This is a genomic window from Kitasatospora fiedleri, from assembly GCF_948472415.1.
GTDB classification, from domain to species: domain Bacteria; phylum Actinomycetota; class Actinomycetes; order Streptomycetales; family Streptomycetaceae; genus Kitasatospora; species Kitasatospora fiedleri.
In genome coordinates, this window is sequence record NZ_OX419519.1 from 3,972,575 (window position 1) to 3,996,401 (window position 23,827).

The window sequence follows — 23,827 nt, forward strand, 5'->3', positions numbered from 1 at the left end:
TTCATCGTAGCGCCCACGCGCGCAATTTCACCGTGCTGCCCAATGCGGTGTTGCAGTACCGGCAGCTCTCCTACACCGCCCGCGGTCTGCTCGTCGACCTGCTGTCCCGGCCGGACGGCTGGCGGGAGGACGGGCGGCAGATGGCGGACAGCAGTCCGCAGGGGCGGAAGGCGATCTACCAGGCGCTGCGGGAACTGGCCCGGGCCGGGTTCTACCGGGTCGAGAAGAGCCGGCTGCCGGACGGGACGGTCGTCAGCGAGAACCACGTCTACGACACCCCGCAGCTCCCGCCGCTCCCGGGTGTCACCTTCCCGGGCTCCGGTGCACCAGTCACCACCGGGGGTGGAGCCCTTCCAAAGGACCGGTACCAAGAACCCTCCCTCCCGGCCGAGGCGGCCGAGCCGACCGGACCCGCCGGGTCCGTCGGGCGGGGGGAGGCGGCGGAGCCGCCGCCGGTGCCGGACGAGCGAGTCCGCGAGGCGGCCGCCACGCTGTTGCGGGTGATCCGCCCGGAGCCGCGCCTGCGGCTCGGCCGGGCCGAGGCGGAGGAACTCGCGCCCCTGGTCGCCGGGTGGCAGGAGCGCGGGGCGAGCGCCGCCGACCTCGCCGCCGCCCTGCTGCCCGGCCTGCCCGTCCCGCTGCACTCGGCGGCCGCCGTGCTCCGCAACCGCCTGGAGCGCAAGATGCCGCCCGAACCCGCCGCCGCCCGACCGGCCGCGGCCCGCTACGCCGAGTGCGCCGGCTGCCACGACCCCGTACCCCGACCCGGCATCTGCGCCCCCTGCGCGGGCCTCGTCCCCGGCCGGTCGCGGTCGGTGGCGGAGCGGCGGCCACCCGGGCGGGGGCCGCCCGGGTCCGGGACGCGATGCGTGCCGCCAGGGCCGCGCTGCCGGTGCTCCCGTTCGGCCTGCCCGCGACGTTCACCGGATAGCCCCGGGCCGGCCCCGCGAGCGGTTCGACCACCCGGCTCCGGTGGCGGAGCCGTCCGGGCCGGGTGGTCGAACCCGCTCCGGCGGGCCGTTACTTGCGGACCTCGACGGTGCGGAACCGGGAGGCCACGAAGGCGGCGTCGCAGTAGGCCGCGTTGGCGGCCGGGTTGGCGCCGGTGCCGTGCAGGTCGGAGAAGGCGGCGGTCTGGTTGACGTAGACGCCGCCGGTGAGGTTGAGCGAGAGCGAGACGCCGGCCTCCAGGCAGGCGTCCACCAGGGCGGTCTCGACGGCGGGGTCGGTGGTGTAGGCGCCGGCGGTCATCGCGCCGTGCTCGACGGTGGTGCGGCGCAGCAGTTCGACGGCGGCGGCGGTGGACTCCACGGCGACCGCGAAGGCCACCGGGCCGAAGCACTCGGCCAGGAAGCGGGCCCGGTCGTCCGGCTTCTCGGCGTCGGCCTTCACCAGGGCGGGGGTGCGGATGGTCGCACCCGGGAACTCGGCGGAGGCCACCACCCTCGGGGCGAGGGCGAGTTCGCCGTACTCGCCGCCGGCCGCGGCGGCGCTGCGGGCCAGCACGCCCGGGTTGACCACGGCGCCCAGGAGGGCGGCGGCCCGGGTGTCGTCGGCGAGCAGGCCCTGGACGGCGGCGGCCAGGTCGGTCACCACCTGCTCGTAGGAGCGCTCGCCGTCCTCGGTGCGGACGCCGGTGCGCGGGATCAGCAGGTTCTGCGGGGTGGTGCACATCTGGCCGCTGTACAGGCTGAGCGAGAAGGCCAGGTTGTCCAGCATGCCGCGGTAGTCGTCGGTGGAGTCCAGCACGACGGTGTTCACGCCGGCCTTCTCGGTGTAGACCAGCGCCTGCCGGGCGTTGTCCTCCAGCCAGTCGCCGAAGCCGGTGGAGCCGGTGTAGTCGATCAGCTTCACCTCGGGCCGCAGGGCCAGCACCTTGGCGATCGCGGAGCCCTCGTGCTCGGCGGCCAGGCAGACCAGGTTCGGGTCGAAGCCCGCCTCGGCGAGCACCTCGCGGGCGATCCGGACGGTCAGCGCCAGCGGCAGCACGGCGCGCGGGTGCGGCTTGACCAGCACGCCGTTGCCGGTGGCCAGCGAGGCGAACAGGCCCGGGTAGCCGTTCCAGGTCGGGAAGGTGTTGCAGCCGATCAGCAGCGCGGTGCCGCGCGGCACCGCGGTGAACTCCTTGGTCATCACCAGGGGTTCGCGCTTGCCCTGGGGCTTGGTCCAGCGCGCCGAGCGGGGCAGCCGGGTCTGCTCGGCGTACGCGTACGCCACCGCCTCCAGGCCGCGGTCCTGGGCGTGCGGGCCGCCGGCCTGGAAGGCCATGCCGTACGCCTGGCCGGTGGTGTGCATCACGGCCTGCGCGAACTCGGGCGTGCGGGCGCTGATCCGGGCCAGGACCTCCAGGCAGACCGCGGCCCGCTCGGCGGGCGACGCCTTGGCCCAGCCGGGCCGGGCGGCCTCCAACGCGGCCAGCAGCGCGTCCGGTTCGGCGTGCGGGTAGAGCACGCCCAGTTCGAGGCCGTACGGGGAGGTCTCGCCGCTCACCGGCGTGCCGCCGCCGGGGTGGCCGGGGAGGTCGAACTCCCGCCCCAGCAGGGCCTCGAAGGCGGCCTTGCCGTCGGCGACGGCGTTCTCCCCGTACGCCTTGGGGAACTCCGGGTACGGCGACCAGTAGTCGCGTTCGGCGATCGCGGCCAGGGCGCGGTCCAGGGTGTCCTGGTGGCGGGCGAGCAGTTCGGCGACCGGCAGGGCGGGGGTCGCAGCGGACATGGTGCGCTCCTCACGGGGGCGGGGCGGGACGCTCCTCAGCGTAACCGAACGATCGGTCGGTGCAAGGCCCCCGGTCCGCTCCCGGTCCGGTCCGCCGTCGGGGCGGTCGGGCCCGGCGGCCGGACGCGCGACGGCCGCCCCCGGGAGCCGGGGACGGCCGTCGTGGGGGTCGGCCGCGCTCTACGGGATACCCAGTTCGAACAGCACGTACCCGGCGTACCAGCCGGAGGCCAGTGCGACGGTGCCCAGGGTGGCCGCCAGCGAGACCCGCGACAGCCGCTTGAGGCCGACCGCGATCGGGAGGAAGAGCGGGAAGCAGGGCAGCAGGTAGCGGGAGGTGTTGCCGAAGATCTGCTGGCTGCCGAGCACCAGGACCAGGGTGATGCCGGTGTAGACGAGCAGGAAGACCGGCGGGCGCATCCGGACCAGCAGGAAGACGAGTATCGGCAGCGAGAACACCAGGAACAGCGCGATCAGGTCCTCGGTGGGGTAGCCGAAGATGTAGTCGTGCTGCCCGAACAGCAGGTTCCGGAGCACGTTGCCGGTGTGCTTGCCCCAGTCGAAGAAGTGCAGCCAGGCCCCGCGCTGGAGGTCGAAGTAGGCGGTCCAACTGCCCATCCGCCAGCTCGCCCAGGCGAGGTAGCCGACGAACCCGAGCGGGGCGATCACCAGCGCGGCCAGCGGGCCGAGCACCCCGTCCCGGCGCTTCCAGAGCGCGATCAGCGCGGCCACGCCGACCGCCGCGGCCAGCGCGGCCGAGGTCGGCCGGTTCAGGCCCGCGACGAACGAGGTGACGCCCGCGGCCAGCCAGTTGCGGGTCATCACGAAGTAGCAGGCCCAGGCGGCCAGCGCGACGAACAGCGAGTCCGAGTAGACCGCCCACTCGACGCCCGAGCCCGGGAACAGGCCCCAGACCGCGGCCGCGATCACCGCCGCCCGGTGGCCCGCGAGCAGCTTGGCCACCGCGTAGATGCCGGCCGCCGCGACGAACGAGGACAGCACCGAGACCACGATGCCCGCGCCCAGCGTGTTCAGGCCGGTCACCGCGGAGACCATCTTGATCATGCCGGGGTAGAGCGGGAAGAACGCGACCGAGTTCTGCTCCAGCGTCCACGGGCCGGAGGTGGACGGCAGCAGCTTCGGGTCGTAGCCGTTCAGCGCGACCTGCTGGTACCACCAGCCGTCCCAGCCGCCGAGCACGTCCCAGACGTGCTTGCCGCCGCCGAACCGCGGGTCCTTGGTCAGGTACTCGCCGGACCAGGACAGCAGCCACATGAAGGAGGTGAAGGCGATCAGCCGGACCGCCGCGAACACCGCCAGGGCCGGCCCGTACTCGGCCAGGACGTGCCGCAGCCAGGCCCGCGGGCCGGGCGCGGGGGCGCCGCTCTCCACGGGCGGATCGGGTCGCTCGGCCACTTCGGTGTCGGGGCTCGCTGCCATCGCCATCAGGTCCTGTCTGGGTCTCGGGCCCCGCCGGGCCGCCCGGATTCTCGGGCGAGCCTACGGCACGCACCACTGGTCCGTACCTGACGGGACGGCACGTGGCTACACTCCCCACCATCGGACGGACGTCACCCACTCGGCGGGAGAAACTGATGACTGCAGCGGCTCAGGAGGGCACCCTGCTGTCGGTGGTCGTCCCGATGTACGACGAGGAGGACGCGCTGCCCGCCTTCGCGGCCCGGATGCGCCCGGTGCTGGACGGCCTCGGCGCCCGCTACGAGGTGCTCGCGGTGGACGACGGCAGCACCGACAAGACCGCCGCCCTGCTGCGCGACCTGTCCGCGGACTGGCCCGAGCTGCGGATGGTCCGGCTGCGCCGCAACAGCGGCCACCAGGCCGCGCTGACCGCCGGTCTCGACCACGCCGTCGGCGCCTACGTGGCCAGCATCGACGCCGACCTCCAGGACCCGCCGGAGAAGATCCCCGACATGCTGGAACTGGCCCGCCGCGAGGGCCTGGACATCGTGTACGGGGTGCGCGAGGACCGCTCCACCGACACCGGCTTCAAGCGCTGGACGGCCGGCGGCTACTACTGGCTGATCCGCCGCCTGGTGGGGCGGCAGGTGCCGTCCAACGCCGGCGACTTCCGGCTGCTCAGCCGGGAGGCCGTCGAGGCGCTCCGGGAACTGCCCGACCAGCAGCGGGTCTACCGGCTGCTGGTGCCCTGGCTGGGCTTCCCCAGCGGCGAGGTGCGCTACGTCCGCGAGGAGCGGGTCGCCGGGAGCACCAAGTACCCGCTGACCAAGATGGTCCGGCTCGCCCTGGACAGCATCACCGGCTTCTCCGCCGCCCCGCTGCGGCTGGCCACCTGGCTGGGCACCGTCGCCTTCTTCACCTGCCTGCTGCTGCTGGCCTTCTGCCTGACCGTCTACCTGGTCGGCGCCACCGTGCCCGGCTGGACCTCGCTCTTCGTCGGCCTGCTGTTCATCGGCGGGGTGCAGCTGATCTGCGTGGGACTGCTCGGCGAGTACGTGGCCCGGATCTACAGCGCGGTGCAGCGCCGGCCCGCCTACTTCGTCGCCGAGGACACCGCGGGGCCGGCCGGGCGGACCGCCGCCCGGCCGGCGGTCCGGTCGGCGATCAGGCCCGAGGTCCGGTCCGAGGCCAGGCCCGAGGTCCGGTCCGAGGCCAGGCCCGAGGCCAGGTCCGAGGCCAGGTCCGAGGCCGTGGACGGCACCGGGCGGGCCGGGGTCTGAGACCACCCGCCGGGGCGGGCCGCCGCGGCCCCGGGGATACTCGTGGCATGGCCGATCACTCCCCGCGCGCCGCCTACACCGTCGACTCGCTGCTCGCCGTCACCGTGCGGGTCTTCAACGAACGCGGCTACGACGGCACTTCGATGGAGGACCTGTCCAGGGCCGCCGGGATCTCCAAGTCCTCGATCTACCACCACGTGCGCGGCAAGGAGGAACTGCTGCGCCTCGCCGTCGGCCGGGCGCTGGACGCGCTGTTCGCGATCCTCGACGAGCCGGCCGCCGTCGCGGGCCGCCCGGTGGACCGGCTGGAGCACGTGGTGCGCCGCACCGCCGAGGTGCTGCTGGCCGAGCTGCCGTACGTGACGCTGCTGCTGCGGGTGCGCGGCAACACCGGCACCGAGCAGTGGGCGCTGGAGCGGCGGCGCGACTTCGACCACCGGGTCGCCGAGCTGGTGCAGGACGCCGTCACCGCCGGACAGCTGCGCGCCGACGTCGAGCCCCGGCTGGCCACCCGGCTGCTGTTCGGCACGGTCAACTCGCTGGTGGAGTGGTACCGCCCGGGCCAGCGCGGCACCGAGGCGCTGCCCGACGCGGTGGCCCGGTTCGCCTTCGAGGGGCTGCGCGCCCGCTGACCCGCTGGCCCGCTGGCCCGCTGGCCCGCTGACCCGCTGAGCGCCCGCCGGACGCCGGCCGGCCCCGGCCCCGTTACGGGCCGTCCGCCGGGATCTGGTCGGTCTCCTCGAACACCAGCATGGTGCGGGTGCCCAGCACCTCCGGGATCGACTGGATGCTGCCCAGCACCAGCTCGCGCAGCGCCCGGTTGTCCGCCGTGTGGACCAGCATCAGCACGTCGTCGTCGCCGCCGACCAGCGCGATGTGCGCCACCCCGGGCAGGCGCAGCAGTTGCTCGCGCACGGTGCGCCAGGAGTTCTGCACGATCCGCAGCGTGACGTACGCGGACGCGGCCTGCCCGGCCTTCTCGTGGTCGACCCGGGCGGTGAAGCCGCGGATCACGCCGTCCTCGACCATCCTGGAGATCCGGGCGTACGCGTTCGCCCGGGACACGTGCACCCGCTCGGCCACCGAGCGGATCGAGGCCCGGCCGTCCTGCTGCAGCAGCCGCAGGATCGACCGGTCCACCCGGTCGAGTCTGGACACCTGTTCAGCCGACATGGCCCCCCATCCCTCGTGATTGGACGTGCTGGCCCCAGCAGACCTCCCTTTCGGCCGACTGTCCACCGTCTTGACGGGGATATGGTCAAGATGACCAGACGACCGAACAATCGGTAGGGAGCCCCCATCACCCCGGAGGTGCCCGAGATGACCGTCCTGGACCACAGGAAGCAGGCCGCCCGAGCCGGAGCGGCCGACCCGGCCGACGTGCCCGGCTGGCGGCCCGGCGCCACCGCGCCCCGCACCGACCCCGCCCCGCTGCTGCCCGACGCCGAGCCGTACCGGGTGCTGGGCACCCCCGCCGCCGAGGCGGCCGACCCCGGCCTGCTGCGCGAGCTGTACCGGCGGCTGGTGGCCGGCCGCCGCTACAACCAGCAGGCCACCACCCTCACCAAGCAGGGCCGGCTCGCCGTCTACCCGGCCTCCACCGGCCAGGAGGCCTGCCAGGTGGCCGCCGCGCTCGCGCTGCGCCCCGCGGACTGGCTGTTCCCCTCCTACCGGGACACCCTGGCCGTGGTCGCCCGCGGCGTCGACCCGCTGGAGGCGCTCACCCTGCTGCGCGGCGACGCGCACACCGGCTACGACCCGCGCGCCACCCGCACCGCCCCGCTCTGCACCCCGCTGGCCACCCAGGTCCCGCACGCCGTCGGCCTGGCGCACGCCGCCCGGCTGGCCGGCGACGACACGGTGGCGCTCGCCCTGCTCGGCGACGGCGGCACCAGCGAGGGCGACTTCCACGAGGGCCTGAACTTCGCGGCCGTGCTGCACGCCCCCGTGGTGTTCCTGGTGCAGAACAACGGCTACGCGATCTCCGTCCCGCTGACCCGGCAGTCCGCCGCCCCGACCCTGGCCCACAAGGCGGTCGGCTACGGGATGCCCGGCCGACTGGTCGACGGCAACGACGCGCTCGCCGTGCACCGGGTGCTCACCGAGGCCGTCGAGCGGGCCCGCACCGGCGGCGGCCCGACCCTGGTGGAGGCGCTCACCTACCGGGTCGAGGCGCACACCAACGCCGACGACGCCACCCGCTACCGGTCGGCCGAGGAGGTCGACGCCTGGCAGGCGCACGACCCGGTCCGGCTGCTGGAGGACGCCCTGCGCGGGCGCGGCCTGCTGGACGAGGACCTGGTCGCCGACGCCGCCGAGCGGGCCGAGCAACTGGCCGCCCGGATGCGCGCCGAGTTCCACACCGACCCCGAGCTCGACCCGATGTCGCTGTTCGCGCACGTCTACGCCGAACCCACCCAGCAGCTGCGCGAGCAGGCCGCCCGACTGGCCGCCGAACTCGCCGCGGAGGCCGAGGTGCACGGCCGATGAGCACCGCCACCCGCGAGCAGTCCGGCCTGCGCACCGGCACCATGGCGCAGGCCCTCAACCTCGCGCTGCGCGACGCGCTGCGCGCCGACGACACCGTGCACGTGCTCGGCGAGGACGTCGGCGCGCTCGGCGGCGTCTTCCGGATCACCGACGGCCTGACCGCCGAGTTCGGCCCCGACCGCTGCCTGGACACCCCGCTGGCCGAGGCGGGCATCCTCGGCACCGCCGTCGGCATGGCCATGTACGGGCTGCGCCCGGTGGTCGAGATGCAGTTCGACGCCTTCGCCTACCCGGCGCTGGAGCAGCTGTTCTCGCACGTCGCCAAGATGCGCAACCGCACCGCCGGGAAGCTCCCGCTGCCGATCACCGTCCGCATCCCGTACGGCGGCGGCATCGGCGGCGTCGAGCACCACAGCGACGCCTCCGAGGCGTACTACGCGGCCACCCCCGGCCTGCACGTGGTCACCCCCGGCACCGTCGCCGACGCGTACGGGCTGCTGCGGGCCGCGATCGCCTCGGACGACCCGGTGGTGTTCCTGGAGCCCAAGCGGCTCTACTGGGGCAAGGACGGGTGGGACCCGGCGGCGGCCGTCGAACCGATCGGGAAGGCCGTGCTGCGCCGCCCCGGCAGCTCCGCGGTGCTGGTCACCTACGGGCCCTCGCTGCCGGTCTGCCTGGAGGCCGCCGAGGCGGCGAAGGCCGAGGGGTGGGACCTGGCGGTGCTCGACCTGCGCTCGCTGGTGCCGTTCGACGAGGCCACCGCCTGCGAGGTGGTCCGCTCGCTGGGCCGGGCCGTGGTGGTGCACGAGTCGGCGGGCTTCGGCGGGGCCGGGGCGGAGATCGCCGCCCGGCTGACCGAGAAGTGCTTCCACCACCTGGCCGCGCCGGTGCTGCGGGTCACCGGCTTCGACGTCCCGTACCCGCCGCCGATGCTGGAGCACCACCACCTGCCCGGGGTGGACCGGATCCTGGACGCCGTCGCCCGGCTCCAATGGGAGGAGTGATGGCGGTGCCCGTGGTCCGCGAGTTCACGCTGCCCGACCTCGGTGAGGGGCTCACCGGGGCCGAGGTGGTGCGCTGGATGGTCGAGGTCGGCGAGGTGATCGCCGTCGACCAGCCGGTGGTGGAGGTGGAGACCGCCAAGGCGGTGGTCGAGGTGCCCTGCCCGTACGGCGGGGTGGTGACCGCGCGGTACGGCGAGGTCGGGCAGGAGGTGCCGGTCGGCGCGCCGCTGGTGACCGTCGCGGTGGCGCCCGCGCCCGGGGACGCCCCGGCCGCCGAGCCCGCGGTGGAGCGCCCGCTGGTCGGGTACGGGGTCGCCGAGACCCGGCGGGCCGGACGGCGGCGGGTGCTGCCGGGGGGCGCGCCCGCGTCCGCCGCGCCCGTCGCGTCCGTCGCGGTGGTCGAGCCCGTTGCGGTGGTCGAGCCCGCTGCGGCTCCGGCTCCGGCGGCGGCTCCGGCCGTGGTGGCGGTGATCTCGCCGCTGGTGCGCCGGATCGCCCGGGAGCACGGGCTGGACCTGGCCGAGGTGGCCGGGAGCGGGCCGGACGGGCTGGTCATCCGGCGGGACGTGGAGCGGGCGATCGGGGCGACCGCCGCGCCCGAGCCGGTCGCCGTTCCACGTGGAACCGATCCGGACGAGGAACTGGTGCCGCTGCGCGGGCTGCGCCGGGCGGTGGCCGAGAAGCTGACCCGCAGCCACCGGGAGATCCCGGCCGCGACCTGCTGGGTGGACGCCGACGCCACCGAACTGATGGCGCTGCGCGCCCAGTTGAACCAGGTGCCGGGCCCGAAGGTGAGCGTGCTGGCGCTGCTGGCCCGGATCTGCCTGGCCGGGCTGGAGCGCTTCCCCGAGCTGAACGCGAGCGTCGAGGGCGAGTCGGTGCGCCGGTACCGGGCCGTGCACCTGGGGTTCGCGGCGCAGGGCCCGCGCGGCCTGCTGGTGCCGGTGGTCCGGGACGCCCGGCGACTGGGCACCGAGCGGCTGTCCGAGGAGCTGGCCCGGCTGACCGGGGCGGCCCGGGAGGGCACCCTGGCCCCGGCGGAGCTGACCGGCGGGACGTTCACGCTGAACAACTACGGCGTGTTCGGGGTGGACGGCTCGACGCCGCTGCTCAACCACCCCGAGGCCGCGATGCTCGGGGTGGGGCGGATCGCCCCCAAGCCGTGGGTGCACCAGGGGGAGTTGGCGGTCCGCCAGGTCACCCAGCTCTCCTTCACCTTCGACCACCGGGTGTGCGACGGGGGCACGGCGGGCGGCTTCCTGCGGTTCGTCGCGGACTGCGTGGAGCGCCCGGGGACGCTGCTGCGGGCGCTGTGACCTGCGGGGGGCGCGCCGTGACCTGCGGGGGCGCGCCGTGACCCGCGAGGGCGTGCGGTGGTGCGCGGGGGCGCGCCGTGAGGTCCGGCCGGGCTCCACGGGGGCGCCGCCCGGCGGGTGAGGGTAGCGGGTGGACGGCCCGGATGTCCGGGGTTCGCCGGATTCGTCGGATGAGCTGTGCGGTCGGTGTCACTGTGCTGGGGCGTCAGTACACAGGTCGATCGGAAGCGAAACGATTCTCTTGAGCGCTCGTCAGCTCGTCCGGGAGAGCAGGCCGTCGAAGGTGGAGGCCGGCCGGGGCACCGCGGCCGGTCCCGTGCCCGCCGGTGCCGAGCCCGCCGCCGCCACCCCGTCCGCCCCGGCCGAGCCGGCGGACGAACCCCCGACCGCCCTGGAGCAGCGGGAGCCGTCCGACCCGGCGGAGCAGCCCTCCGCCGGGTCGGGTCCGGCCCCGGAGCCCGGGCCGTTCCCGGCCGCGTTCCCCGCCGCCTCCGGGCTCCCGTTCCCGCTGGGGCCGGTGCAGCCGCCGCGTCCGGCGGAGCCGGCCGCCGCCACGGGGCCGGCCGGGCTGACCCCGGTGCCGGCCGTGCCGGCGAAGCCGACCTGGGCGCCGACGGTGCCCGCACCGGCACCCGCGGTGGTGCCGGTGCCCGCGACGGCCGTCCCGGTGCCGTTCGAGCCGCCGTTCCGGCAGGAGCCGGCGCCGAACCGGGTCGGTCCGGACGACCGGTGGAGCCGGGCCTGGGGCGTGCCGGCGGCGGTCGAGCCACCGCCCGCGCTGGAGCCGGCCGGGGCGGACGCGCCGCCGGTCCAGCCGCCGGGGCCCGAGGACCTGGTGCTGGTGCGGGCCTGCCTGGCCGCGGTGGCGCCGGACGCGGACCGGGCGATGGCGCACTTCCACGCGCTGCTGTTCCTGCGCCACCCGGAGCTGCGGGCGATGTTCCCGGCCGCGATGGACGAGCAGCGCGCCCGGCTGTTCCAGGCGCTGCGGCTCTGCGCGTCCCGGGCGGGCGACCCGGAGGAACTGCGCGGGTACCTGGGCCCGTTGGGGCGGCGGCACCGCACGTACGGGGCGCTGCCCCGGCACTACGCCTCGGTGGCGGACTGCCTGGTGGCGGCGCTGGCCCGGTACGGCGGCAGCGGCTGGGACGAGCGGACCGAGGCGGCCTGGCGGCGACTGCTGGCGCTGGTGGCCCGGCTGATGGCGGAGGGCGCGGACGAGGAGGCCCGTTCGGCCCCGCCGTGGTGGCAGGCCGAGGTGGTGGAGCACCGCCAGGCCACCCGGGACGTCGCGGTGCTGACGCTCCGTCCGGACCAGGCGTACCCGTTCCGGGCCGGGCAGTGGGCGGCGGTGGAGACGCCGTGGTGGCCGCGGGTGTGGCGGCCGTACTCGTTCGGCTCGGCGCCGCGGCCGGACGGGCTGCTGACGCTGCACGTGAAGGCGGTGCCGGCGGGCTGGGTGAGCAACGCGCTGGTGCACCGGGCGCGGCCGGGCGACGTGCTGCGGCTGGGGGCGGCGGAGGGCGCGATGACGGTGGACCACGCGGCGGGGGAGGACCTGCTGTGCCTGGGCGGCGGCACCGGGATCGGGCCGATCGCCGCGCTGGTCGAGGAGGTGGCCGAGCGGGGCGCGGCCGGGCGCCGGGTGGAGGTGTTCTACGGGGCGCGGCGGGCCGAGGAGCTGTACCGGCTGGAGGAGCTGCGCGAACTGGCGTCCGTACACTCCTGGTTGAGGGTGCGTCCGGTGGTGTCGGAGCAGCCGGGCGGGCCGGTCGGGGCGCTGGTCGGGGACCTGCCGGAGGCGGTGGCCCGGTACGCGCCCTGGCGCGGCTTCACGGCGTACCTGAGCGGCCCGGCGGCGATGGTGCGGTCCGGGGCGGCGGTGCTGCGGCGCTGCGGGGTGCCGGAGGGGCGGGTCCGGCACGACCTGGCGGTGCGGGAGGACTGACGGGGTGGGTGAGGTGGCGGGGCGGGTGAGGTGGCGGGGGTTCAGCCGAGGTCGGGGGCGAGCAGGGCGCGGACGCCCTCGATGTTGGCGGCGAGGTAGGCGCGCAGGCTGGGCGGCACCACGTTGACCGAGGTGACGCCCTCGCGGGTGAACGGGACCCGGACGACCGCGTACTCGCCGTTGGGCCGCTCGACCTCGGGGCCGTGCCGGCGGGACTCGTCCAGCCCGGCGAGCCGGCAGACGAAGAAGTGCTGCACCTTGACGCCGTGCGGGTGCGCCGGGGTGCCGTCGTCGTGGTGCGACTGCGCCACCGTGTCGACGAAGGCGGGCACCACGTCGGTGACCTTGCCGCCCAACTCCTCGTCCACCTCGCGGTGCAGGGCGGCGACCACCGTCGGGTCGGTGGGCTCGACGCCGCCGCCGGGGGTGATCCAGTACGGGTGCGGGGAGCCGGGGCGGACCCGGCGGATCAGCACCAGCGAGGCGGGCGCGTGCGGGTCGTCCGGATCGACGTCCAGCAGGATCGCGCGGGCGGTGCGTTTGACGACAGGACGGACCGGGCCCGACATGGCTGCCACCTCCGGGGCGCGAGCGTTGTGCGGGAGTCTCCCGCGCGGCGGCGGGCGCGAAACTCGCACACGGGGACGAATCGGAGGGATCTGTTCCGCCGGCCTCGCCACCCCGGCCTCGCCACCCCGGGCACGAGAACGCGGGCACGAGAACGCGGGCACGAGAACGCGGGCACGAGAACGCGGGCACGAGAACGCGGACCGGCCCCGGAGCACGTTCCGGGGCCGGCCCGCGAGGGGAGGAGCCGGCGGACGGCCGGCTCCCGGGCTCAGCTGTAGTAGCCGAAGACGTCGACGATGACGTCGGTGAAGCTCCACGAACCGTTCTTGATCATCACGCGGCCGTCCGGGCCGACCGGCACGGTGACCATGTTCGGCACGGTCTGGCCCGCCGACCAGTTCAGGTTCGAGGTGTCCGGCGCGCTCTGCCCGGAGGGGTAGAGGGTCAGGTGGCCGTCGACCCGCGGGTTGGTGACGGTCACGTTCAGCACCACGGCCTTGGCCTTGGCGAGCCGGCCGTCGCCGTCCAGGTTCAGGGCCCGGATCTCGTCGGCGCCGAACGGCCAGCTGTTGGTGCCCTGGCCGACCCGGCTGTCGAACAGGCGCTGCGGGGTGGTCGAGTGGAACGACGCGCCCCCGTTGGCGCCGAGGAAGCCGAAGACGTCCACGATCACCTGGGCGGAGCCCCAGGAGCCGTTGTTGACGCTGATCGAGCCGTCCGCGCCGAGCGGCACGATCACCTGGTTGGCGACCGTCCGGCCCGCCGTCCAGTTCAGGTTGGAGGTGCTCGGCAGGGTGGTGCCGGACGGGTAGGCGGTCAGGTGGCCGTCGGTCCGGGTGTCGGTCGCGGTCACGTTCAGCACCACGGCCTTCGTCCCGCTCGGGGCGCCGAGCTGACCGCTCGTCACGGTGCGGGTCGCGTAGGCCGCGAGCGCGCCGCCGGAGGAGCGGGTGTCCAGCGCCCGGGTCGGGCCGGAGGGCAGGTAGGTCGAGCCGCCCGCGGTGCCGTAGTAGCCCTGGACGTCGACGATCAGCTGGGCCTGGCCCCAGGCGCCGTTGTAGAAGCGGACCTTGCCGTCCGGGCCGACCGGCACGGTGACCAGGTTCGGCACCGTCCGGCCCGCGGTCCAGTTCAGGTTGGAGGTGCTCGGGCGGGCGCCGCCGGACGGGTAGACGGTCAGGTGGCCGTCGGTGGTGGGGTCGGTCACCGTGACGTTCAGCACCACCGAGGTGACGCCGTTCGCCGGGATGCCGGCGCTGCCCGCGATCTGCACCGCGGTCTCGCCGTAGGCGGCCAGCGGGGCGCCGCCGCGGGTGTCCAGCAGGCGGGTCGGGGCGACGGCGTTGAACGCGCCGGCCGGGCTGCCCGGGAGCTTGGCGCACAGCTGCGCGAACAGCTTGTCGGCGCGCGGGGTGCCCAGGCCGGTGGCCAGGTCGTAGCCGGTGCCGGCCTGGTAGAGCGGGCCGGTGTAGCCGGAGGCGCCGACCACGTTGTTGCCGGTGACCGGGTCGTACAGGCCCGGCGTGCTGCCCAGCTTGTACAGCTGCGGGTTGAGGAAGCCCAGCGGCCCGGCGGCGGCGCACTTCGGGTCGGCGTTCGCGTGCGCGGTCATCGCCGCCCACAGCGGGGCGGAGAAGCTGGTGCCGCCCATCAGGTCCCAGTACAGGGTGGTGGAGTCGGCGTGGGTCAGCGTCAGGTAGCCCTGGTTCGGGTCCGCCAGCGCGGAGACGTCCGGCACCTGGCGGCAGGACCGGCCGGCCGTTGCGTTGCAGAGGTTGGCGTAGCCCGGGCCGGAGAACCCGGACTGGTAGCCGGTGGCGCTGTCCACCGACCAGACGGCCGAGACGCCGCCGCCGCCGGCCCCGCCCCAGTAGCCGCCGCTCGCCGGGGTGTTCCACACCGACTCGGTCGGGGTGTTGTACGGGTCGGAGACGCTGGTGCCGCCGACGGCGGTGAGGTACGGCTGCGAGGCCGGGAACGATACCGCCAGCCCCGACTGGGGGCGGCCGTGGTCGTCGGTGCAGCCGGTCGAGCCGGAGTCGCCGGAGGCGGCGAAGACCGACTGGCCCTGGGCGGCGGCCTGCTGGAGGATCAGGTTCTGCGCCTGCTCGGAGGCGGAGTCCACGTACGGCTCGCACAGGCCCCAGCTGATCGAGACCGTCTGGGCCCGGTTGTCGGTGACGATGCGGCGCAGGCCGGAGTTGAGCTCCCGGATGCTGGCGTCCGCGGGCTGGTAGACCAGCACGTCCGCGTTGGGGGCCAGGCCGATCACCGTCTCGATGTCGAGCGCGGTCTCCACGCCGACGTTCGCGCCGGGGGGCTGCGTGGGGCCGCCGTCGACCTTGACCCGGCTGACGTTGGTGCTGGTGCCCAGGCAGCTCTGGTACCCGGCGATCGCCCGGTCGTCGAACTCCTCCAGGGCCAGGATCGCCACGGTGGCGCCCGCGCCGCCGTTGCCGAACGCCTGCTGGTAGGTGTTGAGCGTCAGGGTGTCCGGGGTGTTGTAGTCGATCATCGGCCGCAGGCCGGCGTTGGTCAGCTGGTCCTTGATGCCGGAGCAGACGAAGGGCTGGCCGCCGACGTAGGACGGCTTGAGCTGCCGCTCGGTGGCGGGTGCCTGCCGGGGCTGCTCGATCACCTTGCCCGCCGGGCGGCTCATCGACACCGCGCCGGCCAGCGAGTTCAGGCCGGTGACGCCGAGCACCTTCGCGGCGGCCCGGCCGGAGACCTTGGGGGCCTCGGTGTTGCTGAAGGCGGCGCTGCCGTCGGCGAGCGCGTAGCCGGCGAAGTCGGTGGCGAACGCCTTGCGGGCCTGCGCCACGGTGGCCTCGACCGGGATGGTCAGGCCGTCGTCCTCGACCGCTCCGGGCCGCAGGCCGGCCGCGGTGAGCTCCGCGGTGACGGCGGCCACGTCGGCCGGGGCGGCCCCGAAGCGGCCGGCGAACTCGCCGGTCCGCAGGTACTGGTGGTAGAGCGGGGAGCCCGGGGTGGAGACGGCGGTGACGAAGTCCTCCAGCGCTCCGGGGTCGCGCGGGCGCAGGGTCACGCCGAGGTCCAGCACGGTGCTGTCGGCCGGGGCGGCGGTGCGGGTGGCGCCGCCGGGGACGGTCGGCACGCGGCCGATCCGCTGGTCGGGCTGGGGGCTCGCGGCGTGGGCGGCGGTCGGTGCGACCAGGCCCAGGACCACCGACGCGGCGGCGGCGCCCGCCAGGGCGCGGCGTATCCGCCCGCGGGGAGGGGCAGTTGGCATGCGGTTCTCTCCAGTGCCATTCGTCCGGCGGTCGCGTGCGCGGCCGCCATGCAGTGGCGGACCGGTCGCACGGCCGGGTGTCGAGGCAGCACGGAGGTCGTGAAGGCAGCGGAGAGGACGGCGCGGACGCCGTGGAACCCCCCGAAGCTCGCGCCCCGGGCGACGGGGCGGTCAGCTCACCGGCGGACAGTTATACCAGTCGGGAACGGACGTTCGGCAACGGGGTTTCCTCCTCGGGCGGCCCGGTGCCGGTGGGCCGCCCGCAGGGTGTTCAGTCGTCGTTGAGCGCCAGGCTGAGGCCCCAGGACACCAGGCTGATGATCAGCGCGCCGAGCAGCGCGGACCAGAAGCCCTCGACGTGGAAGTCCAGGCTCAGCTTGTCCGAGGCCCAGGAGGTCAGCCAGAGCATCAGGGCGTTGATCACGAAGGTGATCAACCCCAGGGTGAGGAAGAACAGCGGTAGCGAGAACAGCTTCACCAGCGGCTTGATCAGGAAGTTGATCACGCCGAAGACCAGCGCCACCGCGACCACGGTGAGCGTCTTGTGCTGCCAGTCGTCCCCCGAGAGCGTGATCCCGGTGACGATCCAGGCGGCGACCCAGATGGCCACCGCGTTGATGAGCGTTTTGATCACGAAATTCTTCATGTTGCGGATGGTGGCAGGCCCGGACGGCCGCGCGGAAGCTCCCCGCGCCGGTGTTGTTGAATGGGGCCGGACCGGGAGAGGAGCCGAGCCCCGATGAAGCTGTTCCGGCTGGACGAACTCGACGCCGAGCGCGCCGGGAGCGACGGCGCGTACCTGCGCTTCCTGAAGCAGCCGACGATGTCCGCAGGCCTGTACGCGCTCTCCCCCGGCGACACCGACCCGCAGACCCCGCACGCCCAGGACGAGATCTACCTGGTGGTCAGCGGCCGGGCCGAACTCACCGTCGGCCGGGAGACCGCCACGGTCGGGCGCGGCAGCGTGGTGTTCGTCCCCGCCGGGACCGAGCACCGTTTCCACCACATCACCGAGGAACTGCGGGTGCTGGTGGTCTTCTCCCCGCCGGAGGACTGACCGTCCGGCCGGAGGACCGACCGCAGCACCGCGCCGTTCCGGTAGGAGGACCACCCGTGAAGCTCACCGACGAACTGTGGACGGCCGCCGAGCCGACCTACCGCCGGATACTCGACCACCCCTTCCTGCTCGGCCTCGCCGACGGCACCCTCCCGCGCGCCGCGTTCCGCCACTTCGTCGTCCAGGACGCCCACTACCTGCGCGACTACGCCCGGGCGCTGGCCGTCTGCGCCGCCAAGGCCCCCGGCGACGACCAGGTGCTGGCCTTCGCCCACGACGCGGTCGGCGCGATCGCCGCCGAGCAGGACATGCACGGCGAGTTCATGGGCGCGCTGGGCGGACCGGACGTCGACGACGAACCGGTGCTGCCCACCACCCGGGCCTACACCAGCTACCTGCTGGCCACCGTCTACGGCGGCTCCTTCGCCGAGGCGCTCGGCGCCGTGCTGCCCTGCTACTGGATCTACGCCCGGGTCGGCGAGGAGCTGGCCCGCCGCTCCTCGCCCGAACCGCTCTACGCCAAGTGGATCGCCGCGTACGGCGACGAGGAGTTCCAGACCGTGGTGCGCCGCGTCCTGGACCTCACCGACCGGATCGGCGAGGAGCTCTCCGCGACCGAACGGCGGCGCGTGGTCAGGCACTTCACCACCACCTCGCGCTACGAGTGGATGTTCTGGGACGCCGCCTGGCGCGGCGAGACCTGGCCGGTCTGAGGGTTCTCCCCGGCGCGGAGTCAGGGAAGGATCTCCGGGTTCTCTCCGGGCCGCCGCCCCTCGATTTCGGATCTCCGCGCCGCCTACGATCGAAGTGTCGAGATCGAGGGAGCGGGAACGCAGCCGGAAACACCGGCACCGACCCCGAGGGGAGAAGGTACGGACATGGCCGAGCTCTGGAAGTCGCTGCCCTCGTGGGTGCGCAACATCGTGGTCCCGATCCTGCTGCTGGTGATCGCCTGGAAGGTCTTCTGGACCATCGTGGGCGTGGTGGCCGGCATCGTCGGCTTCGCCATCAACGTGCTGGTGCTGGTCGGCATCGCCGCGGCCGTGGTGATCCTGATCAAGAAGGCCGCCCGGAACTAGTCCGTCGGCCCACCGGCCGGGGGGATGATCAGCCGGTGGGGCGGCCAGCCGGTCAGCCGGTGAGGCGGGAGAGGTAGTCGTCGAGGTCCCGGCCCGGGGTGAAGCCCCGGGACCGGGACTTCCGCGTGTCCAGCACCACGCGGTGCGCGAGCTGGTCCAGCGCGTAGCGCGTCACCTGCGGGCGGCGGCCGACCGCGAGCGCCGCCAGCCGGGGCGGGACGTGCAGCAGCCGGGCCCGGCGGCCGTGGGCCGCGAGCACCCGGCGCAGCGCGGCGTCCCGCCGGTACGGGGCGCGGTCGGCGACGTTGTACGCCCCCGGCGGCCAGTCGGCGGCGGCCAGGCACGCCGCGGCGAGGTTCTCCACCGCGGTCAGGCTCAGCTCGACGTCCCCGCCCGGCAGCGGCAGCACCCCGTACCGGACGGCGGCCAGCAGCCGCGGCACCAGGTGCGGGTCCCCCGGCCCGTACACCGCTCGCGGGCGCAGCACGACGGCGCCGGCGGCGAGCGCCAGGGCGTCCGCGCGGGCCTTCGTCCGCCCGTACGCGTTCAGGTGGCCGGCGGCGGTCGGGTGCTCCTCGGTGACCAGGGACCGGTCGGGGCGGGGGTCGTAGACGCTGGCGCTGCTCACGAACACGAAGGGCGTCCCGGCGGCGGCCTCCAGCAGACGCCGGGTGGCCCGCACGTTGACGGCGTACTGGTCCCGTTCGGCGGGGGAGCCCGGGGGGTGGTCGCCGACGGCCGCCGCGCAGTGCACCACCAGGTCCGCCGCGCGCAGCTCGGGCGGGGCGGAGGTGTCCGCGGCGGCGTCCCAGCGGACGTGCGCGCCGTGCCGGGCCGGACGGCGGCCGAGGGCCAGCACCCGGTGGCCCCGGGCGGTGGCGAGCGCGGCGAGGTGCGCGCCGCAGAAGCCGGTGGCGCCGGTGAGGGCGAGGGTCAACGGGGGCACGGCGGTCCTTCGCGGATGGCGGGTGGCGGGTGGTCGTGGGGTTGACGGGTGGTCAGTCGCGCGGCGGGCCGATGACGCAGGTGCGGTAGGAGGGCAGGGCGCTGCCGGGGTGCGGGGTGGTGCGCAGGGCGCGGGGGCGGTGCGGGGCCAGGGTGCTCAGCAGGGTGGCGAGTTGGGCGCGGGCGAGGGCGGCGCCGGGGCAGGTGTGCGGGCCGAGGCCGAAGGGCGCCAGGGTGGCGTGCGGGTGGGTGGGGGTGTCGTGCTGGGCCTCGGCGGCGTGCCGGGCGACCAGCAGCAGGCGGTCGCCGCGGCGGACGCGGTGGCCGAGCACGGTGGCGTCGGCGGCCGCGGCGCGCGGGAGGACCGGGGACGCGGCGGTGCGGCGGAGCAGTTCGGCGGCCAGCGCCGGGGCGTCGTCGCGGGCCAGGTCCCAGAGCCGCTCGCGGGCGCACCAGGCGACGGCGCGCGGCAGGGCGGCGAGGGTGGTGTTGACCGCGGCGACGGCGAGCATCGCGTCGCGCGGGTCGGGCAGCAGCCCGCTCAGCCGGTCGGCGGCCGTGCGGGCCCGGCGGGCGCCGCCCGGGCGGGGCAGCAGGGCGGGCAGGTGCGCACGGGCGGTGGCGGCCGCGGCCCGCTCCGCGGCGAGCGCCAGCCGCACCGGCGGGGCGTCGCTGCCGGTGAGCGCCGCGGCGGTGGCGCCGGCCAGTTCGCGGACGGCGGGGACGAGGTCGACGGGCCGGTCGAGGCCGCCGAGGTGCCGGTCCAGGACCCGCTCCCAGACCGGGCGCAGCGCGGCCACCCCGGCCGGGCCCAGCAGGGCCGTCAACTCCCGCCGGGCGGTGCGGTGTTCGGCCCCCTGCTGGTCGAAGAGCAGGCTTCCGCCGGTGAGCCGGGCGGCGGTGCCGCCGGTGGTCCGTTCGGCCGTCCGGTCGAGCGGGACGCGGGTGAGGACCTCGCGGTAGGCGTCCGGGTGGTGGATCAGCACGGTGCGGCCGAGCCGGAGCACCGGCCGGTGCCGGGTCGCGGCGAGCAGCGCGAACAGCAGGGGGTGGCTGCGCAGGTAGACCGTGCGGTCGGCGCGCCGGGCGGCGGTCAACTGGCCCTCCGGGGTGGGGTGTCGGCGGTGCGGCGGGCGGCGGGCGGCGGGTGACGGTGCTGGTGTCGGCGGGGCGGGCGGGTCCGGCGGGGTCAGCGCGCCCGCCCGGCCGGGTGGTCGGCGAGGCGGCGGGCGCACTGGCGGGCGGCCGCGGCGCGGTCGGGTTTGCGGGAGCGGCCGGTCAGCGGGACGGGGCCGAGCAGCAGGGCGTCGGGGCGGGCGGTGCCCATCCGGGCGAGCGGGGCGTGCAGGTCGGCGCGCAGCCGCCGGGGGTCGGCACCGGGACGGGGCTGGACCAGGGCGACCAGGCGCTCGTCGCCGTCCGGGCCGGGAACACCCACCAGGACGGCGAGTTCGACGTCCGGCAGGTGCAGCGAGGGCTCGTACAGGCCCGGGTAGATGTTCTCGGCGCGGCGCAGCACCATGTCCTTGAGCCGACCGGCCAGCACGATCCGACCGGCCGGGTCGAGGCGGGCCCGGTCGCCGGTGCGCACCCACGGGTCCGGGTCCTCGCCGAGGTAGCGGTCGCGGGCGGCCGGGGCGGCGAGCAGCAGTTCGCCGTCCGCGCCGAGCCGGGTGCGGACGCCCGGCAGCGGGTGGCCGAGCAGGTCGCCCGGGCCGTCGTGGGCGCTCTTGTCGCGCTCCTCGACCGCCGCGGCCGGGAACAGCTCGGTGAGCGCGTACACCCCCCAGGCCTCGTCCGCTCCCGCCTCCTTGGCCCGGCGCAGCAGCGCGGCGTCGGCGGGCGCGGACCCGGTCCAGACCCGGCCGGTGAGCCTGGTCAGGGGGCGCAGCCGGGGCGGCGTCAGGTAGGTCTCGTCCGGGGCGAGCCGGTCGATCTGGCGTTGCAGCACGGCGGTGCGGCGGGCCGGCAGCGCGACGACCGCCCCCGCGGCCAGCGCCGGGACCAGCACGAACGTCGTCCCGCCGAGCACCGTCCGGCCCGGGCGGGGGCGCACCAGCGCGTCCACGGCCCGCATCCCGGCGGCGAGCGAGGCCCGCGAGTGCACCACCGCGCGCGGGGCGGACGTGGTGCCCGAGGTGAACACCACCACCGCGTCGCCGTCCCCCTCGTACGGGTCCGGGGCGGGCCCCGGGTGCCCGGCCAGCGACCGGGCGCACCACGGGTGCCGGGGGCCGACGGTCGCCACCGGGCCGAGCGCCCCCAGCGGCGGCAGCTCCAGCCGGGCGCGGCGGGCCAGCGGACGGGCCCACCCGGCGACGGCCTGCGCGGCCGAGTCGGCCAGGATCAGCGCGGGCGGGGCCAGCGCCAGCCGCGCCCGCAGCACCTCCGGCCCGGCGCCCGGGTCCAGCACCGCGCTGCGCAGGCCCAGCCGGTGCGCGGCCAGCAGCACGGCGAGCGCCCGCGGCCCCGGGCGCACCGCCACCCCCAGGGTGTCCCCCGGCCGCAGGCCGTGCCCGTGGTGCAGCGCCGCGGCGTACCCGTCCGCGAGCGCGGCCAGCTCCGCGCACCGGGCGAGCACCCGGGGGCTGCCGCGGCGGGTGCTGGTGAGCAGCGCCGGGCGCGAGGCGCCTTCGCGCAGGGTGCGGGCGAGCTGGTCGAGCACGGGGGCTCCTCTTCGCGGGCGGGCGGGCGGGTGCACGGGCGGACGGGGAACGGACGGGAGGGGGAGGGACGGGAGGTCCGCGTCAGGGGCCCGGGAACGGCGGGCTCACGGCTGCCGGCGGGCTTCGGCGTGCGGCGCGGCTCGGACCCGCCGGTCCCCGGGCCCCGACGCGGACCTCGCCGTCTCACCGCACCTCGCCGTCTCACCGCACCTCGCCGTCTCACCGGACGTCGACGTCGCGGTGGCCGGCGCCGCGTTCGAGGTACCAGCGGGCGGTGCCGCGCAGGCCGTAGGCGCGGATGCGGCGGGTGGAGTTCTGGACGACCATGTCGGGGCGGCGGACGATCGCGGTGCTGTGGCGGCGAATCCGGTTGATGAAGGCGCGGTCGGTGGGGGAGGGGCGGCGGGGCATGCCGCCGGTGGCGAGGTAGAGGTCGGCGGTGATGGCCATGTTGTTGCCGGCGTGCATGCGGTAGGGCGTGCGGTAGCCGTGGCGGCGGCGGTGGGCGGGGCGAATCCGGCCGAAGAGGGCCCCGAGGGCGACCAGGGCGCGGAAGACGGCCCGTCCGAGCGGGCCGTGTTCGTCGCGGCGGGCGGTGACGCGTCCGCAGACCAGCCCGCCGGAGGCCCGCATCCCGGCGCGGGCGGCGCCGGCCCAGCCGGGTTCGGGCAGGCAGTCGGCGTCGGTGCGGGCGAGCAGGGTCGCGCCGTGGTCGATGGCGTGGCGGAAGCCGGTGTCGACGGCGCAGCCGACGCCCTTCTCCGGTTCGACGAGCAGGTGGACGGGGAAGGGCGCGGTGCGGGCGAAGGCCAGCACCTGTTCGCCGGTGGTGTCGGTGGAGCCGTTGTCGACGACCAGCAGGGTGAAGTCGCGGTCGTGCTGGGCGGCGAGGGCACGCAGGGCGCCGTCGATCCGGGCGGCCTCCTGGTAGGCGGGGACGATCACCCACAGCTCGGTCACGACTTCTCCCAGACCATCGTCATCAGGCTGACGCCGCCGCCCAGGCCGACCATCAGCACCCGGTCCCCGGTCTCCAACTCGGGCATGATGCGGTCGAGTTGGACGCCTATCGTGGCGGAGGCCAGGTTGCCGAGTTCGGGGACGGTGACGACCAGCCGGTCGGCGGGCACGCCGGTGAGCTCCACGAAGCGCTCCAGGTAGGGCAGGGTGACCTGGTGGACCAGGACCCGGGCGTAGGCGTCCCAGCCGAAGCCGGTGCGGGCGGCGACCCGGGTGAGGATGTCGGCGCCGATCCGCTCGAAGACGCCGCGCAACTCCTTGCCGCCGCCGCGGAAGTAGCTCCACTCGTCGCCGCGCGGGTGGCGCGAGCCGCCGCCGGGGATGCCGCCGACCTGCCAGTGCTCGGAGGCGGTCTGGGTCTCCACGTCGAGGATGCCGCCGCGCTCGACGCGCTCCACCAGGACGGCGGCGCCGCCGTCGCCGAAGGTGTACCCGGCGAAGCCGTCGCGGAACTCGGCGAGTCCGGAGGGGTCGCGGCGCATCGCCCGGCTGGGGGTCTCGCCGGTGACCACCAGGGCGCGCCGGGCGCGGCCGGCCAGGATCATCGCCCGGGCGGTGTCGATGCCGTTGAGGAAGCTGTTGCAGGCGTTGGAGACGTCCAGCGCGTGGGCGCGGGAGCCGAGTTCGGCCTGGACGAGGTGGGCGGTGGCGGGTTCGCAGACGTCCCGGGAGGCGGAGGCGAACAGCAGCAGGTCGAGGTCGGCGGGTTCCTGGCCGCGGGCGGCCAGGGCCCGGCGGGCCGCGCCGAGGGCGAGCGTGGAGGGGTGCTCGTCGGGCCCGGCGAAGCGGCGGGTGCGGATGCCGGTGGCCTTCTCGAACATGCCGTCAGGCAGCGGGAGGCGGGCGCCGGCCGCCACCTCGTCCTGCAACTGCCGTGAGGTCACGGTCCGTTGCGGGAGGTGGGAGCCGACGGCGGTGATTCCGACGCGGGGCAGCAGGTCCATGCTCCGATGCTGGCGCGGCGCGGTGGCCGGGGCGTGAGTACGGGTACTCAGCTGCTGCCCGGGATTGCGGAGACGATGCGGCCCGTACGGCGGTGGTGCCGCCGTACGGGCCGGGTGGCGCGGG

The 23,827-nt window shown here is 75.7% G+C and carries 20 protein-coding genes; 9 read left to right on the forward strand and 11 right to left on the reverse strand.

Going from position 1 to position 23,827, the window contains the following annotated elements; all coding sequences use genetic code 11:
- Positions 1-1,020 precede the first annotated feature (1,020 nt).
- Positions 1,021-2,715, reverse strand: a complete 1,695-nt coding sequence (gene paaN / locus QMQ26_RS18375; RefSeq protein ID WP_100837189.1) for a phenylacetic acid degradation protein PaaN — start codon at positions 2,713-2,715, stop codon at positions 1,021-1,023.
- 180 nt (positions 2,716-2,895) lie between these two features.
- The gene (locus QMQ26_RS18380; protein WP_100837188.1) at positions 2,896-4,161 is read right to left on the reverse strand and encodes a glycosyltransferase family 39 protein; all 1,266 of its coding nucleotides are present in this window, start codon (positions 4,159-4,161) and stop codon (positions 2,896-2,898) included.
- 149 nt (positions 4,162-4,310) lie between these two features.
- On the opposite strand from QMQ26_RS18380, the gene QMQ26_RS18385 reads away from it, so the two are divergent.
- Together QMQ26_RS18385 and QMQ26_RS18390 are read left to right on the forward strand one after the other, a co-directional pair.
- Positions 4,311-5,414: a glycosyltransferase family 2 protein gene (locus tag QMQ26_RS18385; RefSeq protein WP_282202004.1), complete on the forward strand. Its 1,104-nt coding sequence runs from the start codon at positions 4,311-4,313 to the stop codon at positions 5,412-5,414.
- 47 nt (positions 5,415-5,461) lie between these two features.
- On the forward strand, positions 5,462-6,046 hold the full coding sequence (locus QMQ26_RS18390) for a TetR/AcrR family transcriptional regulator (protein WP_100837187.1): 585 nt from the start codon (positions 5,462-5,464) through the stop codon (positions 6,044-6,046).
- A gap of 73 nt (positions 6,047-6,119) precedes the next feature.
- Here QMQ26_RS18390 and QMQ26_RS18395 read toward each other — a convergent pair whose 3' ends face one another.
- Positions 6,120-6,587: an Lrp/AsnC family transcriptional regulator gene (locus QMQ26_RS18395; RefSeq protein WP_233533760.1), complete on the reverse strand. Its 468-nt coding sequence runs from the start codon at positions 6,585-6,587 to the stop codon at positions 6,120-6,122.
- Positions 6,588-6,734: 147 nt separating this feature from the next.
- Here QMQ26_RS18395 and pdhA point away from each other — a divergent pair, with 147 nt between their 5' ends.
- The 4 genes from pdhA (at position 6,735) to QMQ26_RS18415 (ending at position 12,172) form a co-directional block, all read left to right on the forward strand.
- Positions 6,735-7,904 (forward strand): pyruvate dehydrogenase (acetyl-transferring) E1 component subunit alpha, encoded by a 1,170-nt coding sequence (gene pdhA / locus QMQ26_RS18400; protein WP_282202005.1) that lies wholly within the window; start codon positions 6,735-6,737, stop codon positions 7,902-7,904.
- Positions 7,901-8,908 carry an alpha-ketoacid dehydrogenase subunit beta gene (locus QMQ26_RS18405; RefSeq protein WP_282202006.1) on the forward strand — a complete coding sequence of 336 codons (1,008 nt, stop codon included), beginning with the start codon at positions 7,901-7,903 and terminating at the stop codon, positions 8,906-8,908. Before pdhA ends, QMQ26_RS18405 begins: the two co-directional genes overlap by 4 nt.
- Positions 8,908-10,224 carry a dihydrolipoamide acetyltransferase family protein gene (locus QMQ26_RS18410; protein WP_404813915.1) on the forward strand — a complete coding sequence of 439 codons (1,317 nt, stop codon included), beginning with the start codon at positions 8,908-8,910 and terminating at the stop codon, positions 10,222-10,224. The genes QMQ26_RS18405 and QMQ26_RS18410 overlap by 1 nt, the downstream gene beginning before the upstream one ends.
- 241 nt (positions 10,225-10,465) lie before the next feature.
- Complete coding sequence (locus tag QMQ26_RS18415) at positions 10,466-12,172, forward strand: globin domain-containing protein (protein ID WP_282202007.1); 1,707 nt, start codon at positions 10,466-10,468, stop codon at positions 12,170-12,172.
- A 41-nt stretch (positions 12,173-12,213) separates the two neighbouring features.
- On the opposite strand, the gene QMQ26_RS18420 is transcribed toward QMQ26_RS18415, so the two are convergent.
- The 3 genes from QMQ26_RS18420 to QMQ26_RS18430 all read right to left on the reverse strand — a co-directional run bounded on the left by QMQ26_RS18420 (position 12,214) and on the right by QMQ26_RS18430 (position 16,638).
- The gene (locus QMQ26_RS18420; RefSeq protein WP_100837183.1) at positions 12,214-12,741 is read right to left on the reverse strand and encodes an NUDIX domain-containing protein; all 528 of its coding nucleotides are present in this window, start codon (positions 12,739-12,741) and stop codon (positions 12,214-12,216) included.
- A 269-nt stretch (positions 12,742-13,010) separates the two neighbouring features.
- Positions 13,011-15,992, reverse strand: a complete 2,982-nt coding sequence (locus QMQ26_RS18425) for a S53 family peptidase (RefSeq protein WP_282202008.1) — start codon at positions 15,990-15,992, stop codon at positions 13,011-13,013.
- A gap of 271 nt (positions 15,993-16,263) precedes the next feature.
- Positions 16,264-16,638: a phage holin family protein gene (locus QMQ26_RS18430; RefSeq protein ID WP_100837181.1), complete on the reverse strand. Its 375-nt coding sequence runs from the start codon at positions 16,636-16,638 to the stop codon at positions 16,264-16,266.
- Positions 16,639-16,731: 93 nt separating this feature from the next.
- Between QMQ26_RS18430 and QMQ26_RS18435 the strand changes: the two genes are divergently transcribed.
- The 3 genes from QMQ26_RS18435 (at position 16,732) to QMQ26_RS18445 (ending at position 18,128) form a co-directional block, all read left to right on the forward strand.
- Positions 16,732-17,049, forward strand: coding sequence for a cupin domain-containing protein (locus tag QMQ26_RS18435; RefSeq protein ID WP_030463001.1), 318 nt, complete (start codon positions 16,732-16,734; stop codon positions 17,047-17,049).
- A gap of 56 nt (positions 17,050-17,105) precedes the next feature.
- Positions 17,106-17,762 (forward strand): thiaminase II, encoded by a 657-nt coding sequence (gene tenA, locus QMQ26_RS18440; protein WP_282202009.1) that lies wholly within the window; start codon positions 17,106-17,108, stop codon positions 17,760-17,762.
- Between the two features lie 165 nt (positions 17,763-17,927).
- Positions 17,928-18,128 carry a DUF5326 family protein gene (locus QMQ26_RS18445; protein ID WP_100837179.1) on the forward strand — a complete coding sequence of 67 codons (201 nt, stop codon included), beginning with the start codon at positions 17,928-17,930 and terminating at the stop codon, positions 18,126-18,128.
- A gap of 52 nt (positions 18,129-18,180) precedes the next feature.
- Here the strand turns inward: QMQ26_RS18445 and QMQ26_RS18450 are convergent, their stop codons facing one another.
- The 5 genes from QMQ26_RS18450 to QMQ26_RS18470 all read right to left on the reverse strand — a co-directional run bounded on the left by QMQ26_RS18450 (position 18,181) and on the right by QMQ26_RS18470 (position 23,703).
- The gene (locus QMQ26_RS18450) at positions 18,181-19,074 is read right to left on the reverse strand and encodes an NAD-dependent epimerase/dehydratase family protein (protein WP_282202010.1); all 894 of its coding nucleotides are present in this window, start codon (positions 19,072-19,074) and stop codon (positions 18,181-18,183) included.
- Between the two features lie 52 nt (positions 19,075-19,126).
- The gene (locus QMQ26_RS18455) at positions 19,127-20,170 is read right to left on the reverse strand and encodes a cytochrome P450 family protein (protein ID WP_282202011.1); all 1,044 of its coding nucleotides are present in this window, start codon (positions 20,168-20,170) and stop codon (positions 19,127-19,129) included.
- A gap of 92 nt (positions 20,171-20,262) precedes the next feature.
- Positions 20,263-21,738 carry an AMP-binding protein gene (locus QMQ26_RS18460; protein ID WP_282202012.1) on the reverse strand — a complete coding sequence of 492 codons (1,476 nt, stop codon included), beginning with the start codon at positions 21,736-21,738 and terminating at the stop codon, positions 20,263-20,265.
- Between the two features lie 220 nt (positions 21,739-21,958).
- Positions 21,959-22,699 carry a glycosyltransferase family 2 protein gene (locus QMQ26_RS18465; RefSeq protein ID WP_282202013.1) on the reverse strand — a complete coding sequence of 247 codons (741 nt, stop codon included), beginning with the start codon at positions 22,697-22,699 and terminating at the stop codon, positions 21,959-21,961.
- Positions 22,696-23,703 (reverse strand): 3-oxoacyl-ACP synthase III family protein, encoded by a 1,008-nt coding sequence (locus QMQ26_RS18470; protein ID WP_282202014.1) that lies wholly within the window; start codon positions 23,701-23,703, stop codon positions 22,696-22,698. The genes QMQ26_RS18465 and QMQ26_RS18470 overlap by 4 nt, the downstream gene beginning before the upstream one ends.
- Between the last annotated feature and the right edge of the window lie 124 nt (positions 23,704-23,827).

What these genes read in the sequence shown, in the direction of transcription:
- QMQ26_RS18380 (WP_100837188.1), bottom strand. Translation starts at nt 4,161, where the DNA reads ATGGCGATGGCAGCGAGCCCCGACACCGAAGTGGCCGAGCGACCCGAT.
- QMQ26_RS18435 (WP_030463001.1), top strand. Translation starts at nt 16,732, where the DNA reads ATGAAGCTGTTCCGGCTGGACGAACTCGACGCCGAGCGCGCCGGGAGC.
- QMQ26_RS18390 (WP_100837187.1), top strand. Translation starts at nt 5,462, where the DNA reads ATGGCCGATCACTCCCCGCGCGCCGCCTACACCGTCGACTCGCTGCTC.
- QMQ26_RS18395 (WP_233533760.1), bottom strand. Translation starts at nt 6,587, where the DNA reads ATGTCGGCTGAACAGGTGTCCAGACTCGACCGGGTGGACCGGTCGATC.
- QMQ26_RS18425 (WP_282202008.1), bottom strand. Translation starts at nt 15,992, where the DNA reads ATGCCAACTGCCCCTCCCCGCGGGCGGATACGCCGCGCCCTGGCGGGC.
- paaN (WP_100837189.1), bottom strand. Translation starts at nt 2,715, where the DNA reads ATGTCCGCTGCGACCCCCGCCCTGCCGGTCGCCGAACTGCTCGCCCGC.
- QMQ26_RS18420 (WP_100837183.1), bottom strand. Translation starts at nt 12,741, where the DNA reads ATGTCGGGCCCGGTCCGTCCTGTCGTCAAACGCACCGCCCGCGCGATC.
- QMQ26_RS18410 (WP_404813915.1), top strand. Translation starts at nt 8,908, where the DNA reads ATGGCGGTGCCCGTGGTCCGCGAGTTCACGCTGCCCGACCTCGGTGAG.
- QMQ26_RS18445 (WP_100837179.1), top strand. Translation starts at nt 17,928, where the DNA reads ATGGCCGAGCTCTGGAAGTCGCTGCCCTCGTGGGTGCGCAACATCGTG.
- QMQ26_RS18405 (WP_282202006.1), top strand. Translation starts at nt 7,901, where the DNA reads ATGAGCACCGCCACCCGCGAGCAGTCCGGCCTGCGCACCGGCACCATG.
- QMQ26_RS18385 (WP_282202004.1), top strand. Translation starts at nt 4,311, where the DNA reads ATGACTGCAGCGGCTCAGGAGGGCACCCTGCTGTCGGTGGTCGTCCCG.
- QMQ26_RS18470 (WP_282202014.1), bottom strand. Translation starts at nt 23,703, where the DNA reads ATGGACCTGCTGCCCCGCGTCGGAATCACCGCCGTCGGCTCCCACCTC.
- pdhA (WP_282202005.1), top strand. Translation starts at nt 6,735, where the DNA reads ATGACCGTCCTGGACCACAGGAAGCAGGCCGCCCGAGCCGGAGCGGCC.
- QMQ26_RS18430 (WP_100837181.1), bottom strand. Translation starts at nt 16,638, where the DNA reads ATGAAGAATTTCGTGATCAAAACGCTCATCAACGCGGTGGCCATCTGG.